Source organism: Pseudomonas indica NBRC 103045, from assembly GCF_002091635.1.
Lineage (GTDB): Bacteria > Pseudomonadota > Gammaproteobacteria > Pseudomonadales > Pseudomonadaceae > Pseudomonas_M > Pseudomonas_M indica.
The window spans coordinates 62,494-77,120 of sequence record NZ_BDAC01000010.1 but is presented as its reverse complement, the minus strand read 5'-3'; the positions used below and the strand labels follow the sequence as shown (position 1 = coordinate 77,120).

The window sequence follows — 14,627 nt, the reverse complement described above, 5'->3', positions numbered from 1 at the left end:
TCTCCCTTCGAAGTTGGCCCAGGCCTTGCTATTCCCTTGGCACGACCAACCCCGAACGGAGACTGTTCCATGTCCGTCGCCCCCGATCTGCTGCTCAAGGCCGCGCCCGAGGTGAAGCCCAAGGCGGCGCCCGCGAAAGCGCCGGAGCCCCGCAAGAACGAGGCTTCCAGCTTCGCCCAGGTGTACGCCAAGGAGCGCCAGGCCAAGTCCGCCGAACGCAGCGAAAAACCGGAAAAGCCGGAAAGACCGGCCGCGGCCAAGCCTGCCGACGCCGGCGAAACGGAGAAAACCGACGATGCTGCTGCCGCCGAGTCGACAGCGGTTGCCGATAGCGGCAATTCCTTGCCGACCGATCCGGCGCAGGAAGACCCGACCCTCGACCCCATGCTGTTGATGGCCATGACCGGCCAGGTGCCGCCCGAAGAGGGCGAGCTGACCGTCGGCCTGGATAGCGAAGGCGAGGAGGGCGACGAGACCGGCGAAGAGCTGGCGCTGATGCTGCCTTCACTAAACAGCGCCGCTCCGGCCAGCATGACTGCGGCCAGCCACGATCCGCAGCTCGATGCGCTGAATAGCGCGAAGGGCGTGAACCTGGCCCTGGACATGCACGGCAAGGGACAGGCCGCCAAGCCGGACAGCACGCCGACGCTTGCCCTCGATTCCGCGAGCAAGGGCGAGCCGAACCTTGCCGATGCCATGGCCGCCTTCGCCGAACAGCAGGCGCAGGGTGGCGAGGGCGAAGGCGAGGGGGATGCCGCGCTGCTATTGCCCGAACCGACGCTCGAGCGGGCGGAAAGCCCGGCCGAGGCGCGTGCCGACAGCTTCGCCAGCAAGCTCAGTGCCCTGAGCCAGGCGATCTCCCAGCAGACCGGCCAGGCGCAACGCGTGCCGCTGGTACCGGGGCAACCGGTGGCCATGCAGCAGGGCGGCTGGAGCGAGGCCGTAGTGGACCGGGTGATGTGGCTGTCCAGCCAGAACCTCAAGTCGGCCGAGATCCAGCTCGACCCGGCCGAACTCGGACGCATGGAAGTACGCATCGAGATGAATCGGGACCAGACCCAGGTGACCTTCGCCAGCCCCAACGCCGGCGTTCGTGAGGCGCTGGAAAGCCAGGTGCACCGTTTGCGCGAGCTGTTCTCCCAACAGGGCATGAACCAGCTCGACGTGAACGTCTCCGACCAGTCGCTGGCGCGTGGCTGGCAGGGGCAGGGCGACGGTGGCCAGGGCCGTGGCGGCAGCCGCAGCCATGGCAACGCGCTGGGCGATCTCGATGACGAGCGTCCGCTGGCGGTCGGCGAGATGCGCAGCAATATCGCCAGCCAGGGACGGGGCCTGGTGGACTATTACGCCTGACCCGCCGCTCGCGCGACGCGATCCGCTAGACTGAAGCATGACTTCGCCCGACCGGCACCAGGCGGTCGGGCGAAGTCGTTATGGGTGACATCAGCTTGCCACCCTGGTATATCCGCTGCGCGCCGGTTGCCGCTTCGTCCGGCGCTGGCATAACACTTGCTCCATACCCCTCGAAAGCGGATCGGATTCGAAAACGTGACGGATTTTTGGCATGGCTAAGAAAGAAGCCCCGCAAACCCCGCCGCCCGCCGGCGACGCGCCGGCCGGCAAAGGCAAGCTCAAGCTCATCATCATCGTGGTCGTGGCCTTGCTGCTGGCCGTGGGAGCGTCCGTGGGCGGCACCTGGTTCTTTCTCAGCCGCGGCGACAAGCCGAAGGAAGAAGCGCACGCCGCCGCCGAAAGCGCCGCGCCGGTCAAGCAGCCGGCGATCTACGAGCAACTGGCCCCGGCTTTCGTGGTCAATTTCAACCATAAGGGCCGCCAGCGCTACATGCAGGTGAGCGTGGCCCTGATGGCGCGCGACCAGGCGGCGCTCGACGCGCTCAAGGTGCACATGCCGGTGCTGCGCAACCGCCTGGTGATGCTGTTTTCCAGCCAGGACTTCGAGGCGATGATGACGCCGGTCGGCAAGGAAATGCTTCGCCAGCAGGCCACGGCGAGCGTCCAGGAGCTGGCGGAGAAAGAGACGGGTAAACTGACCGTCGAGCAAGTGCTGTTCACCAACTTCGTTCTCCAGTAGGAACCGCGATGGCCGTACAAGACCTGCTGTCCCAGGATGAAATCGACGCCCTGTTGCACGGTGTCGACGATGGCCTGGTCGAGACCGAGAGCGCTGCCGAACCGGGCAGCGTCAAGAGCTATGACCTGACCAGCCAGGATCGGATCGTCCGTGGACGCATGCCGACCCTGGAAATGATCAACGAGCGTTTCGCCCGCTACACCCGCATCAGCATGTTCAACCTGCTGCGCCGCTCGGCCGACGTGGCGGTGGGCGGCGTGCAAGTGATGAAGTTCGGCGAGTACGTGCATTCCCTCTACGTGCCGACCAGCCTGAACCTGGTGAAGATGAAGCCACTGCGCGGCACCGCGTTGTTCATCCTCGACGCCAAGCTGGTGTTCAAGCTGGTGGACAATTTCTTCGGCGGCGACGGCCGCCACGCCAAGATCGAGGGGCGCGAATTCACCCCCACCGAGCTGCGGGTGGTGCGCATGGTGCTCGACCAGGCCTTCGTCGACCTCAAGGAAGCCTGGCACGCGGTGCTCGACGTCAACTTCGAGTACATCAACTCCGAGGTGAACCCGGCGCTGGCGAACATCGTCAGCCCCAGCGAGGTGGTGGTGGTCTCCACCTTCCACATCGAGCTGGACGGCGGCGGCGGCGACCTGCACATCACCATGCCCTATTCGATGATCGAGCCGATCCGCGAGATGCTCGATGCCGGCTTCCAGTCCGATGTCGACGACCAGGACGAGCGCTGGATCAAGGCCCTGCGCGAAGACATCCTCGACGTCAGCGTACCGCTGGGCGCCACGGTGGTTCGCCGCCAGCTGCGCCTGCGCGACATCCTGCACATGCAGCCGGGCGACGTGATCCCGGTGGAAATGCCGGAAAACATGATCATGCGCGCCAATGGCGTACCGGCTTTCAAGGTCAAACTGGGCGCGCACAAGGGTAACCTGTCGTTGCAGATTCTCGATCCGATCGAGCGGCAGCGCTGACCCCGCCCTCAATCCACTTTTCCGAGCCAGCCGAGGACAACGATGGCAGACGACAACGAACACACTTCCCCGGAAGAACAGGCGCTCGCCGACGAGTGGGCGGCAGCGCTGGCCGAGGCCGGCGACGCCAGCCAGGACGACATCGATGCCATGCTGTCGCAGGGCGGCGTCAGCGCGCCCGTGCCTTCGCCGCGCGCGCCGATGGAGGAATTCGGCAGTGCGCCCAAGGCGAATGGCCCGGTGAGTCTCGAAGGGCCGAACCTGGACGTGATCCTGGACATCCCGGTCTCGATCTCCATGGAGGTCGGCAACACCGACATCACCATCCGCAACCTGCTGCAACTGAACCAGGGCTCGGTGATCGAGTTGGATCGCCTGGCCGGCGAGCCGCTGGACGTGCTGGTCAACGGCACCCTCATCGCCCATGGCGAGGTGGTGGTGGTCAACGAAAAGTTCGGCATCCGGCTGACCGACGTCATCAGCCCCAGCGAACGCATCAAGAAGCTGCGCTGACCATGTCCAGACTCCTTTCCCTGTTCCTCGTATTGCCGCTGGGCGCACTGGCCGCCGAGCCGGCGGCGCAGGCCGCAGCCCCGGTCGCCGCTGGCGGTGGCGTCGGCGGACAACTGGCGCAACTGCTGCTCGGCCTGTTGCTGGTGGTCGGCCTGATCTTCCTGCTCGGCTGGCTGCTGCGCCGGGTGCAGCGGATCGGCCCGCGCGGCGGCCAGGTCATCAAGCTGCTGGCCAGTCAGCCGCTTGGCGCGCGCGAGCGTCTGCTGCTGGTCCAAGTGGGCAGCGAGCAGATTCTCCTGGGCCTGACACCCGGACGCATCAGCACCCTGCATGTCTTGAGCGAGCCGGTGCACCTGCCGGACGCGGAACCGGCCACGCCGGAATTCGCCCAGCGCCTGATGGAACTGCTGGGCAAGGATCAGAAGGACAAGACCTGATGCTGCGCATCCTCCTGGCCGTGTTCTTCGTGATAGCGGCCCCGCTGGCCTTCGGCCAGGAAGGCGGGCCGCTGTTCGGCCAGGGCGACAACCCGCTCTCGGTGCCGGCCATCACCCTGTCGACCAACCCGGAAGGGCAGCAGGAATACTCGGTCAGCCTGCAAATCCTGCTGATCATGACGGCGCTGAGCTTCATCCCGGCGTTCGTCATGCTGATGACCAGCTTCACCCGCATCATCATCGTCTTTTCCATCCTGCGTCAGGCCCTGGGGCTGCAGCAGACGCCGTCCAACCAGATCCTGATCGGCCTGGCCCTGTTCCTCACCCTGTTCGTCATGGCGCCGGTGTTCGAGCGGATCAACCGCGAGGCCCTGCAGCCGTACCTGAACCAGCAATTGCCGGCGCAGCAGGCGATCGCCCGGGCCGAGGTGCCGCTGAAGCAGTTCATGCTGGCGCAGACCCGTTCCTCCGACCTGGAGCTGTTCGTGCGCCTGTCCAAGCGTACCGACATCGCCAGTGCCGACCAGGCGCCGCTGACCATCCTGGTCCCGGCGTTCGTCACCTCGGAGCTGAAAACCGCGTTCCAGATCGGCTTCATGATCTTCATCCCGTTCCTGATCATCGACCTGGTGGTGTCCAGCGTGCTGATGGCGATGGGTATGATGATGCTGTCGCCGCTGATCATTTCCCTGCCGTTCAAGATCATGCTGTTTGTCCTGGTGGACGGCTGGGCGCTGATCATCGGTACCCTGGCCGGCAGCTTCGGCACCCTTTAGGGCGGGAGATAGGCGTATGACCCCGGAAGTGGCGATAGACCTGTTTCGCGAGGCGCTCTGGCTGACCGCCCTGATCGTCGGCGTGCTGGTGGTGCCGAGCCTGCTGGTGGGCCTGCTGGTGGCGATGTTCCAGGCGGCGACGCAGATCAACGAGCAGACCCTGAGCTTCCTGCCGCGCCTGCTGGTGATCATGCTTACTCTGATCTGGGCTGGTCCCTGGCTGACCCGCCAGTTGATCGAGTACACCCAGACCCTGATCCAGAACATTCCCCAGTTGATCGGCTGACCGGCATGCGCGCGCTCCTGCCAACCGATACCCACCTGCCCATCCCGTCGGGGCGGTCATGTTCGAACTGAGCGCGGAGCAGATCGGCGGCTGGGTCAGCGCGTTCCTGCTGCCGCTGTTCCGCATCGGCGCGCTGCTGATGACCATGCCGGTGGTGGGGACGCAGCTGGTGCCCATGCGCATCCGCCTGTATCTGACCCTGGCCATCTGCGTGGTGCTGGTCCCGAATCTGCCGCCCATGCCCGAGGTGGACGCGCTCAGCCTGCGCGCGCTGCTGCTGATCGGTCATGAAATCCTGGTCGGCGCCATGTTCGGCTTCGTCCTGCAACTGTTCTTCCACGCTTTCATTGTCGCCGGGCAAATCCTGGCGATGCAGATGGGCCTGGGCTTCGCCTCCATGGTCGACCCCACCAACGGCATCTCGGTACCGGTGATCGGCCAGTTCTTCACCATGCTGGTGACCCTGCTGTTCCTCGCCATGAACGGTCATCTGGTGGTGTTCGAGGTGTTGGCGGAAAGCTTCGCGACGCTGCCACCGGGGGGCGGATTGCTCACCGATCATCACTGGCTGATCGCCGGCAAGCTCGGCTGGGTGATCGGCGCCGGGCTGCTGCTGGTGCTGCCGGGCATCACCGCGCTATTGGTGGTCAACCTGGCGTTCGGGGTGATGACCCGCGCGGCGCCTCAGCTGAACATCTTCTCCATCGGTTTTCCCATGACCTTGGTGCTCGGCATGGTCATCGTCTGGATTGGCATGGCCGATATCCTGGCGCAGTACCAGACCCTGGCCAGCGAAGCCCTGCAACTGCTGCGCGACGTGGCGCAGGCGAGGTGAGCCATGGCTGAGAGCGACAGCGGCCAGGACCGCAGCGAAGAACCCACAGCGAAACGCCTGCGCGAGTCCCGGGAAAAGGGCCAGATCGCCCGTTCGCGGGAACTCAACACGCTGGCCGTCCTGCTCGGGGGAACGGGCGGTCTGCTCGCCACGGGCGGCAGCCTGGCCGATACCCTGATGCGGGTGATGAGCGCCAATTTCTCGTTGTCCCGCGACATTCTCATGGACGAGCGCAGCATGGCGCTCTGGTTCCTCGCCTCGGGGGAGGCCGCGCTACAGGCGCTGCTGCCGTTGTTCATGACGCTGTTGATCGCGGCGATCGCCGGGCCCATCGCGCTAGGCGGCTGGCTGTTCTCCACCCAGGCCCTGGCACCGAAGTTCAGCCGGATGAATCCCTGGGAAGGTATCAAACGCATGTTCTCCGTCCGGGCCCTGGTCGAACTGCTCAAGGCCCTGGCCAAGTTCGCGGTGGTTCTGATCGTGGCGCTGCTGGTGCTGTCGGCGGACCGCGACGATCTCCTGGCGATTGCCCACGAACCGCTGGAGCCGGCGATCCTGCACAGCGTCCAGGTGGTGGGTTGGAGCGCGCTGTGGATGGCTTGCGGCTTGATCCTGATCGCCGCGGTGGATGTGCCGTTCCAGCTCTGGGACAACAAGCAGAAGCTGATGATGACCAAGCAGGAGGTCCGTGACGAGTACAAGGACGCCGAGGGCAAGCCCGAGGTCAAGGCGAAGATCCGCCAGTTGCAGCGCCAGGCCGCCGAACGCCGCATGATGCAGGCGGTGCCGGAGGCGGACGTGGTGATCACCAACCCCACGCACTTCGCCGTCGCGTTGAAATACGACCCGGCCAAGGGCAACGCGCCGATGCTGCTGGCCAAGGGCGGCGACTTCCTCGCCCTGAAAATTCGCGAGATCGCCCAGGAGCATAAGGTGACGGTACTGGAATCGCCGGCCCTGGCGCGGGCGGTGTACTACTCCACCGAGCTGGACCAGGAAATCCCCGCGGGGCTGTACCTGGCCGTCGCCCAGGTGCTGGCCTACGTCTACCAGATCAAGCAATACCGCGCCGGCAAGGGCAAACGCCCCGGCCCGCTGCCGGACCTGCCGATTCCGCCGGATTTGCGGCGGGATGAGTGAGGTGGGGGCTTGTGCGGCGTGCCTGCCGACGCTCCGCCCCCTCACCCTAGCCCTCTCCCCAGCGGGGAGAGGGGACTGAAGAGCGACTTCCGAACCTTCGGAGCCCGTACAGACTGCCCCCTCGCCCCTTTGGGGAGAGGGCTGGGGTGAGGGGACGGAGGTCTGGGCTACATAGCAACCATCGGCCAGAATAAAACCGTAGCGGTCTCATTCTGTCTTGCAGCTTGCAGCTTGCAGCTTGCAGCTTGTCGCTTACTTAATGACTCCGCAGGCCACACGAGCTCCCCCGCCCCCCAGGGGCATCGGATGGTCGGCGTGGTTGTCGCCGCCGGCGTGCAGCATCAGGGCATGGCCCTTGATTTCGTCGAGGTTCTTCAGGCGCGGGGCGAGGACCGGCTGTTCGGCCTTGCCGTCGTTGGTGACGTAGAGAGCCGGCAGGTCGCCCAGGTGGCCGTCGCCCCAGGGTTCGCCGTGCTTGCCGGTGTTGTTCGGGTCCCAGTGGCCGCCGGCGGCTTCCGCGGCGGATGGCTTGCCTTCCTTCGGCGCGGCGTCGCAACTGGGGTTGGTGTGGATGTGGAAGCCATGGATGCCAGGCTGCAGGCCTTGCAGGGACGGGCGGAACACCAGGCCGTAGGGGGTCTGTTCGACGCTGACCGTGCCGAGCTTGTCGCCGACGCCATCGGCGCTCACCTGATTGACGGTGATGGATAGGGTCTCGGCATGCAGGCTCATGGCGGAGCAGGCGGCGAGCGCTGCGATCATCCATTTTTTCATGGGGTTGAACTCCTTCGTCTGGGAAAGGGCGGGTCATGCGCGCCCGGTAAGTAAAGACTGCCGTTCGCGCGCCGGGTTCTCGGTCTCGACAGGGAACTGTGCTCCATGCCCTCGGTCAGCCATGAAATGGCCCTCGAATCAAAACTTTAGGAAATGTGGAAAGCTTCTTGCACAAGGGGAGGCGTGACGCATTCGGTGTCAAAAGTTTGAACGGGCAGGTGGGAGAAACGGGTGGATCGCACGCAACTGCTGACCAACATGCGCAGCAACCTCACAGGGCTGGGGCGCGGCAACCTGGGGGTGCCGGTCCTGCTGCTGGTTATCCTCGGCATGATGACCCTGCCGGTGCCGCCGTTCCTGCTGGACGTGCTGTTCACCTTCAACATCGCCCTGTCCATCGTGGTCCTGCTGGTCTGCGTGTACGCCATGCGCCCGCTGGACTTCGCCGTGTTCCCCACCATCCTGCTGGTCGCCACCCTGCTGCGCCTGGCGCTGAACGTCGCCTCCACCCGCGTCGTACTGCTCCACGGCCATGACGGCGGCGATGCCGCGGGCAAGGTGATCCAGGCCTTCGGCGAAGTGGTGATCGGCGGTAACTACGTGGTCGGCGTGGTGGTATTCGCCATCCTGATGATCATCAACTTCGTGGTGGTCACCAAGGGCGCCGGGCGTATTTCCGAGGTGAGCGCGCGCTTTACCCTGGACGCCATGCCGGGCAAGCAGATGGCCATCGACGCTGACCTCAACGCCGGCCTGATCGATCAGGTCGAGGCCAAGAAGCGCCGGTCCGAAGTGGCCCAGGAAGCCGATTTCTATGGCTCCATGGACGGTGCCAGCAAATTCGTTCGCGGCGACGCCGTCGCCGGCCTGCTGATCCTTTTCATCAACCTGCTCGGCGGTGTCGCCATTGGCATGGCCCAGCATTCCATGGGCTTCGCCGATGCCGGCCAGGTCTACGCCCTGCTGACCATCGGTGACGGCCTGGTGGCGCAGATTCCCTCGCTGCTGCTGTCCACCGCCGCCGCCATCATGGTGACCCGTGTCTCCACCTCGGAAGACATGGGCCAGCAGGTCAACCGGCAGATGTTCGCCTCACCCAAGGCGCTGGCGGTGTCCGCCGCGATCCTGATTGCCATGGGCCTGGTGCCCGGCATGCCGCACGTGTCCTTCATCGGACTCGGCCTGATGGCTGCCGGCGGCGCCTACTGGATCTGGCATCGCCAGAAGCAGGTGAAGGAGGAAGCGGCCAAGGAGGTCCAGCGCCAACAGGACCTGCTGCCGGCCCAGAAGGCCCAGGAGGTCAAGGAGCTGGGCTGGGATGACGTGACCCCGGTGGACATGGTCGGCCTGGAGGTCGGCTACCGCCTGATTCCCTTGGTGGACCGCAACCAGGGCGGCCAATTGCTGGCACGGATCAAGGGCGTCCGTAAGAAGCTCTCCCAGGAGATGGGCTTCCTGATGCCATCGGTGCACATCCGCGACAACCTCGACCTGCTGCCCAATGCCTACCGCCTGACCCTGATGGGCGTCAGCGTGGCCGAGGCGGAGGTCTACCCGGACCGCGAGCTGGCGATCAACCCCGGCCAGGTATTCGGCACCCTCAGCGGCGTGGCCGCCAAGGACCCGGCGTTCGGCCTGGACGCCGTGTGGATCGACCCGAGCCAGCGCGACCAGGCGCAATCGCTCGGCTACACCGTGGTCGATGCCAGCACCGTGGTCGCCACCCACCTCAACCAGATCCTGCACAAGCACGCCCACGAGCTGCTCGGCCACGAGGAAGTCCAGCAACTGATGCAACTGCTGGCCAAGAGTTCGCCGAAGCTGGCCGAGGAACTGGTGCCGGGGATGGTCTCGCTGTCCACGTTGCTCAAGGTGCTGCAGACGCTGCTGCAGGAACAGGTGCCGGTGCGCGACATGCGCAGCATCGCCGAAGCCCTCGCGAACGTGGCGCCGAAGAGTCAAGATCCCGCCGCCATGGTGGCGGCGGTACGGGTCGCGTTGTCCCGCTCGATCGTGCAAAGCATTGTGGGACTAGAGCCGCAGCTGCCTGTGATCACCCTCGAACCCAGGTTGGAACAGATATTGCTCAACAGTCTGCAGAAGGCCGGTCAGGGCTCCGAGGACGGCATCCTCCTCGAACCCGGCATGGCCGAGAAGCTGCAGCGTTCTCTGGTGGAAGCCGCGCAGCGCCAGGAAATGCTCGGCAAGCCAGCGATCCTGCTGGTGGCCGGTCCGATCCGGGCGATGCTCTCGCGGTTCGCTCGAATGGCAGTACCCAACATGCATGTGTTGGCCTACCAGGAAATCCCGGATAACAAGCAGGTCACTATCGTCGCCACCGTGGGTCAGAACGGTTGAGGTCCCAAACCATGCAAGTCAAACGCTTTTTCGCCGCCGATATGCGTCAAGCCATGAAGCTGGTTCGCGATGAACTCGGTGCGGACGCGGCCATCATCGGCAATCGCCGGGTTGCCGGCGGCGTCGAGCTGACCGCTGCGCTGGACTACCAACTGCCGCCCGAGCCGGCCCGCCAGCCGAATCCGGCGCTGGAGGCCGAGCTGCGCAAGACCCAGGCGAAGATCGCTTCGGCCCATGCCGAACTGACCACCCGCGCGCAGAGCGACGCCGGCAAGGACCGTCAATTGCTCGGCGCCCAGCCGGAGGCGAAGGCCGACCCGCTGGCCGCCGCGTTGCGCCAGAAACCCGTCGCGCCGGCGGCCGCCCCGGCCGATAACCGCGCCCTGGAAGCCATGCGCTCCGAGCTGAACGGCCTGCGCGAACTGATCGAAGTGCAGCTCGGCTCCATCGCCTGGGGCCAGTTGCAGAACCGCCGGCCGCAACAGGCCAGCCTCTGGCGCCGCCTGCAGCGCATGGGCCTGCCGGCCGAACTGGCGCGTGTCCTGCTGGAGAAGGTGTCTTCGGTACAGGAACCGCGCCAGGCCTGGCGCATGCTGCTGGCCCACCTGTCGCATGCGATCAAGACTCCTCAGGCCGAGCCGCTGGAAGAGGGCGGCGTGATCGCCCTGGTCGGCCCGGCCGGCATGGGCAAGACCACCACCCTGGCCAAGATGGCGGCGCGCTACGTGCTTAAGTACGGCGCGCAGAACATCGCCCTGGTCAGCATGGACAGCTACCGCATCGGCGCCCAGGAGCAGTTGAAGACCCTCGGCCGCATCCTCAACGTATCGGTGACCATGGTCGATCCCGGTCAGTCGCTGACCCAGGCCTTGGCGCCGCTGGCACGCAAGCGCGTGGTGCTGATCGATACCGCCGGTCTGCCGGCCAGCGACCCGGCCCTGCGCATGCAACTGGAAAGCCTGGCCGGGCGCGGTGTCAAAGCCCGTAACTACTTGGTGCTGGCGGCAACCAGCCAGAGCCAGGTGCTGAAGTCGGCCTACCATAGCTATAAGCGCTGCGGTTTGGCGGGCTGCATTCTGACCAAGCTGGACGAGGCGGGCAGCCTCGGCGAAGTTTTGGGGCTGGCTATAGGCCATCATCTCCCGGTAGCCTATCTGGCGGACGGGCCGCGTATCCCGGATGATCTGCATGTGCCGCGCAGTCATCAGCTGGTTAGCCGCGCCGTCAGCCTGCAAGCGCCGGAAGACCCGAGCGAAGAAGCCATGGCCGACATGTTCGCCGGCCTCTATCACAATCCGGCGCGCCGCGCCGGGTAGGAATCGTCCAGGATCGCCGCCGGAACCGCGGCGGTCCGGCACAAGGATCGGCCATGAACCGCTCAGGACGAGCCGAGCGGAGCCCTTCGTGGCCCCGGAAGCAAGGGCCTGTCGCGACACGGGCCGCGTCGGAAAACCGTCAGGAGACGGGTGACAGCGTCACGCAGCGACGCGTGCAACAGCAGCCAGCGCAACGCCACGGGCGGCGCGCAGTGGATCGTAGACAGGCTCCAAGACAAGGTGTGTGAAGAACATGGGTAGTATGCATCCCGTACAGGTGATCGCGGTGACCGGCGGCAAGGGCGGCGTCGGCAAGACCAATGTGTCGGTGAATCTGTCCCTGGCCCTGGCCGACCTCGGTCGCCGGGTGATGCTGCTGGACGCCGACCTCGGTCTGGCCAACGTCGACGTGCTGCTCGGCCTCACCGCCAAGCGCACCCTGGCCGACGTCATCAATGGCGAATGCGAATTACGCGACGTGCTGATCCAAGGGCCCGGCGGCATCCGCATCGTGCCTGCGTCGTCCGGCACCCAGGCCATGGTCCAGCTCTCGCCCATGCAGCATGCCGGCCTGATCCAGGCGTTCAGCGACATCAGCGACAACCTCGACGTGCTGGTCATCGACACCGCCGCCGGCATCGGCGACGGCGTGGTGAGCTTCGTGCGCGCGGCACAGGAGGTGATCGTGGTGGTCTGCGACGAGCCGACCTCCATCACCGACGCCTACGCACTGATCAAACTGCTCAACCGCGATTACGGCATGAACCGTTTCCGGGTGCTCGCCAACATGGCCCACAGCCCCCAGGAAGGCCGCAATCTCTTTGCTAAGCTCACCAAGGTGACTGACCGGTTCCTCGATGTAGCCCTGCAGTATGTGGGGGCGGTGCCTTACGACGAGTGCGTTCGCAAGGCCGTGCAGAAACAGCGAGCGGTCTATGAGGCATTCCCCCGCTCGAAGTGCGCACTGGCGTTCAAGGCGATAGCCCAGAAGGTCGACACCTGGCCGCTGCCGGCCAACCCGCGCGGCCATCTGGAGTTCTTCGTCGAACGCCTGGTGCAGCCAGCTGCAGACTCAACCGTATGACACCAGCCAGTGGACTTCGTATGTACAACAAGGCACAGGCGAAGGACTCGCAACATCAGTTGATCGAACGCTATGCGCCTCTGGTCAAGCGGATCGCCTACCACCTCCTGGCCCGCCTGCCGGCCAGCGTGCAGGTGGAGGACCTGATGCAGGCCGGGATGATCGGCCTGCTCGAGGCGTCGAAGAAATACGACTCCGGCAAAGGCGCGAGCTTCGAGACCTACGCCGGCATCCGCATCCGCGGCGCGATGCTCGACGAGGTGCGCAAGGGCGACTGGGCGCCGCGCTCGGTGCACCGCAACACCCGCATGGTCAGCGACGCGATCCGGAAAATCGAAGCGAGAACCGGGCGCGACGCTAAAGATCACGAGGTTGCGGCCGAACTCCAATTGAGTCTCGAAGATTACTACGGCATCCTGAGCGACACTTTGGGCAGCCGACTGTTCAGCTTCGACGATCTGTTGGAGGAAGGGGAGCACGGCGAGCTGCGCGAAGACAGCGACAGTACCCATCCCGAGCCCTCACGCGATCTGGAAGACGAACGTTTCCAGGCGGCGCTGGCCGACGCCATCGCCCACCTGCCGGAGCGTGAGCGTCTGGTATTGGCGTTGTATTACGACGAAGAATTGAATCTCAAGGAAATCGGCGAGGTGCTGGGGGTCAGCGAATCGCGGGTCAGCCAGCTGCACAGCCAGTGCGCCGCACGCCTGCGCGCGCGACTGGGCGAATGGCGGGCGCGCTGAGCGGCGCCGATTTCACGATTGCACGCGGGGCCGGGTGCCGGGCCCGTTCAGGACTGTGGAGGTCGACTTGGACAAGAACATGAAAATCCTCATCGTGGATGACTTCTCGACGATGAGACGGATCATCAAGAACCTCCTGCGCGATCTGGGGTTCACCAACACCGCCGAGGCGGACGACGGCACCACCGCACTGCCGATGCTGCAGAGCGGCAACTTCGACTTCCTGGTCACCGACTGGAACATGCCCGGCATGACCGGCATCGACCTGCTGCGCGCAGTGCGCGCCGACGAGCGCCTGAAGCACCTGCCGGTGCTGATGGTCACCGCCGAAGCCAAGCGCGACCAGATCATCGAAGCCGCGCAAGCCGGCGTAAACGGGTATGTGGTCAAGCCGTTCACGGCCCAGGTGCTGAAAGAGAAGATCGAGAAGATCTTCGAGCGTGTTAACGGCTGATCGTCAGCCGCGAGGGCCCTATGGATCACAAAGACTCCACACCGGGTGACTTCGAGTCGACCCTGAAAACCCATGCCCGCGAGCTGGTCGACAGCCTGGAGCAGGGGCAGTTCGGCAAGGCCGTGCAACTGATCCAGGAACTGAGCCAGGTGCGCGACCACGGGCTCTACCAGGAAGTCGGCAAGCTCACCCGCGAGCTGCACAACGCCATCGTCAATTTCCAGATCGACCCGCGCGTACCGCACGCCAAGGAAGTCTCGCAGATCGCCGATGCCACCGAGCGCCTCTCCTACGTGGTGCAGATGACCGAGCGCGCGGCCAACCGCACCATGGACCTGGTCGAAGAGTGCGCGCCGCTGGTCAACGACCTCAACGACGAAGCCAGGAGCCTCAGTGCCGATTGGGGGCGCTTCATGCGTCGGGAAATCGGCGCCGAGGGCTTCCGCGAGCTGGCCAAGCGCATCGAACTGTTCCTCGCCCGTAGCGAGCGCGACAGCGACAAGCTGTCCAGCCATCTCAACGACATCCTGCTGGCGCAGGACTACCAGGACCTCACCGGCCAGGTCATCAAGCGCGTCACCCAACTGGTCACCGAGGTGGAAAGCAACCTCGTCAAACTGGTGCTGATGGCCAGCCAGGTCGACCGTTTCGCCGGCATCCAGCACGATCACGAAGCGCTGCGCGCCGAGCAGGAAAAACAAAAAGAACCTTCCAGGGGTGAAGGTCCGCAGATTCATGCCGATAAGCGTGATGACGTCGTATCCGGTCAGGACGATGTCGACGATCTGCTATCCAGCTTGGGATTCTAAGGGCGCATCGCAGCGCCCACGCGGGTCGTC

General features: G+C 65.2%; 16 protein-coding genes. 15 read left to right on the top strand and 1 reads right to left on the bottom strand.

Features of this window, described 5'->3' with window-relative positions:
* Positions 1 to 69: 69 nt before the first annotated feature.
* From PIN01S_RS13510 to flhB, 9 genes are all read left to right on the top strand, one after another.
* Complete coding sequence (locus PIN01S_RS13510) at positions 70 to 1,353, top strand: flagellar hook-length control protein FliK (protein ID WP_084336199.1); 1,284 nt, start codon at positions 70 to 72, stop codon at positions 1,351 to 1,353.
* A 211-nt stretch (positions 1,354 to 1,564) separates the two neighbouring features.
* Positions 1,565 to 2,092 carry a flagellar basal body-associated protein FliL gene (gene fliL, locus PIN01S_RS13505; RefSeq protein ID WP_084336198.1) on the top strand — a complete coding sequence of 176 codons (528 nt, stop codon included), beginning with the start codon at positions 1,565 to 1,567 and terminating at the stop codon, positions 2,090 to 2,092.
* An 8-nt stretch (positions 2,093 to 2,100) separates the two neighbouring features.
* Positions 2,101 to 3,072, top strand: a complete 972-nt coding sequence (gene fliM / locus PIN01S_RS13500; RefSeq protein ID WP_084336197.1) for a flagellar motor switch protein FliM — start codon at positions 2,101 to 2,103, stop codon at positions 3,070 to 3,072.
* Positions 3,073 to 3,114: 42 nt separating this feature from the next.
* The gene (gene fliN / locus PIN01S_RS13495) at positions 3,115 to 3,585 is read left to right on the top strand and encodes a flagellar motor switch protein FliN (protein WP_084336196.1); all 471 of its coding nucleotides are present in this window, start codon (positions 3,115 to 3,117) and stop codon (positions 3,583 to 3,585) included.
* A 2-nt stretch (positions 3,586 to 3,587) separates the two neighbouring features.
* On the top strand, positions 3,588 to 4,022 hold the full coding sequence (gene fliO, locus PIN01S_RS13490; RefSeq protein WP_084336195.1) for a flagellar biosynthetic protein FliO: 435 nt from the start codon (positions 3,588 to 3,590) through the stop codon (positions 4,020 to 4,022).
* Positions 4,022 to 4,798, top strand: coding sequence for a flagellar type III secretion system pore protein FliP (gene fliP, locus PIN01S_RS13485; RefSeq protein WP_084336194.1), 777 nt, complete (start codon positions 4,022 to 4,024; stop codon positions 4,796 to 4,798). The genes fliO and fliP overlap by 1 nt, the downstream gene beginning before the upstream one ends.
* Positions 4,799 to 4,814: 16 nt before the next feature.
* Positions 4,815 to 5,084, top strand: coding sequence for a flagellar biosynthesis protein FliQ (gene fliQ, locus PIN01S_RS13480; protein WP_084336193.1), 270 nt, complete (start codon positions 4,815 to 4,817; stop codon positions 5,082 to 5,084).
* 58 nt (positions 5,085 to 5,142) lie between these two features.
* Positions 5,143 to 5,919, top strand: a complete 777-nt coding sequence (gene fliR / locus PIN01S_RS13475) for a flagellar biosynthetic protein FliR (RefSeq protein WP_084336192.1) — start codon at positions 5,143 to 5,145, stop codon at positions 5,917 to 5,919.
* A gap of 3 nt (positions 5,920 to 5,922) precedes the next feature.
* Positions 5,923 to 7,059 (top strand): flagellar biosynthesis protein FlhB, encoded by a 1,137-nt coding sequence (gene flhB, locus PIN01S_RS13470; RefSeq protein WP_084336191.1) that lies wholly within the window; start codon positions 5,923 to 5,925, stop codon positions 7,057 to 7,059.
* A gap of 252 nt (positions 7,060 to 7,311) precedes the next feature.
* Here flhB and sodC read toward each other — a convergent pair whose 3' ends face one another.
* Positions 7,312 to 7,833, bottom strand: coding sequence for a superoxide dismutase family protein (sodC, locus tag PIN01S_RS13465; protein WP_084336190.1), 522 nt, complete (start codon positions 7,831 to 7,833; stop codon positions 7,312 to 7,314).
* Between the two features lie 231 nt (positions 7,834 to 8,064).
* Here sodC and flhA point away from each other — a divergent pair, with 231 nt between their 5' ends.
* From flhA to PIN01S_RS13435, 6 genes are all read left to right on the top strand, one after another.
* A complete protein-coding gene (gene flhA / locus PIN01S_RS13460) occupies positions 8,065 to 10,191 on the top strand; it encodes a flagellar biosynthesis protein FlhA (RefSeq protein ID WP_084336189.1) in 2,127 nt (708 codons plus the stop codon).
* Positions 10,192 to 10,202: 11 nt separating this feature from the next.
* Positions 10,203 to 11,507, top strand: a complete 1,305-nt coding sequence (gene flhF, locus PIN01S_RS13455) for a flagellar biosynthesis GTPase FlhF (RefSeq protein WP_084336188.1) — start codon at positions 10,203 to 10,205, stop codon at positions 11,505 to 11,507.
* Positions 11,508 to 11,751: 244 nt separating this feature from the next.
* Complete coding sequence (gene fleN / locus PIN01S_RS13450; protein WP_170837200.1) at positions 11,752 to 12,591, top strand: flagellar synthesis regulator FleN; 840 nt, start codon at positions 11,752 to 11,754, stop codon at positions 12,589 to 12,591.
* Positions 12,588 to 13,334, top strand: a complete 747-nt coding sequence (fliA, locus tag PIN01S_RS13445) for an RNA polymerase sigma factor FliA (protein ID WP_084336186.1) — start codon at positions 12,588 to 12,590, stop codon at positions 13,332 to 13,334. Before fleN ends, fliA begins: the two co-directional genes overlap by 4 nt.
* A 79-nt stretch (positions 13,335 to 13,413) precedes the next feature.
* A complete protein-coding gene (locus PIN01S_RS13440) occupies positions 13,414 to 13,788 on the top strand; it encodes a chemotaxis response regulator CheY (protein ID WP_170837201.1) in 375 nt (124 codons plus the stop codon).
* A gap of 20 nt (positions 13,789 to 13,808) precedes the next feature.
* Complete coding sequence (locus PIN01S_RS13435; RefSeq protein WP_084336184.1) at positions 13,809 to 14,597, top strand: protein phosphatase CheZ; 789 nt, start codon at positions 13,809 to 13,811, stop codon at positions 14,595 to 14,597.
* Positions 14,598 to 14,627 lie beyond the last annotated feature (30 nt).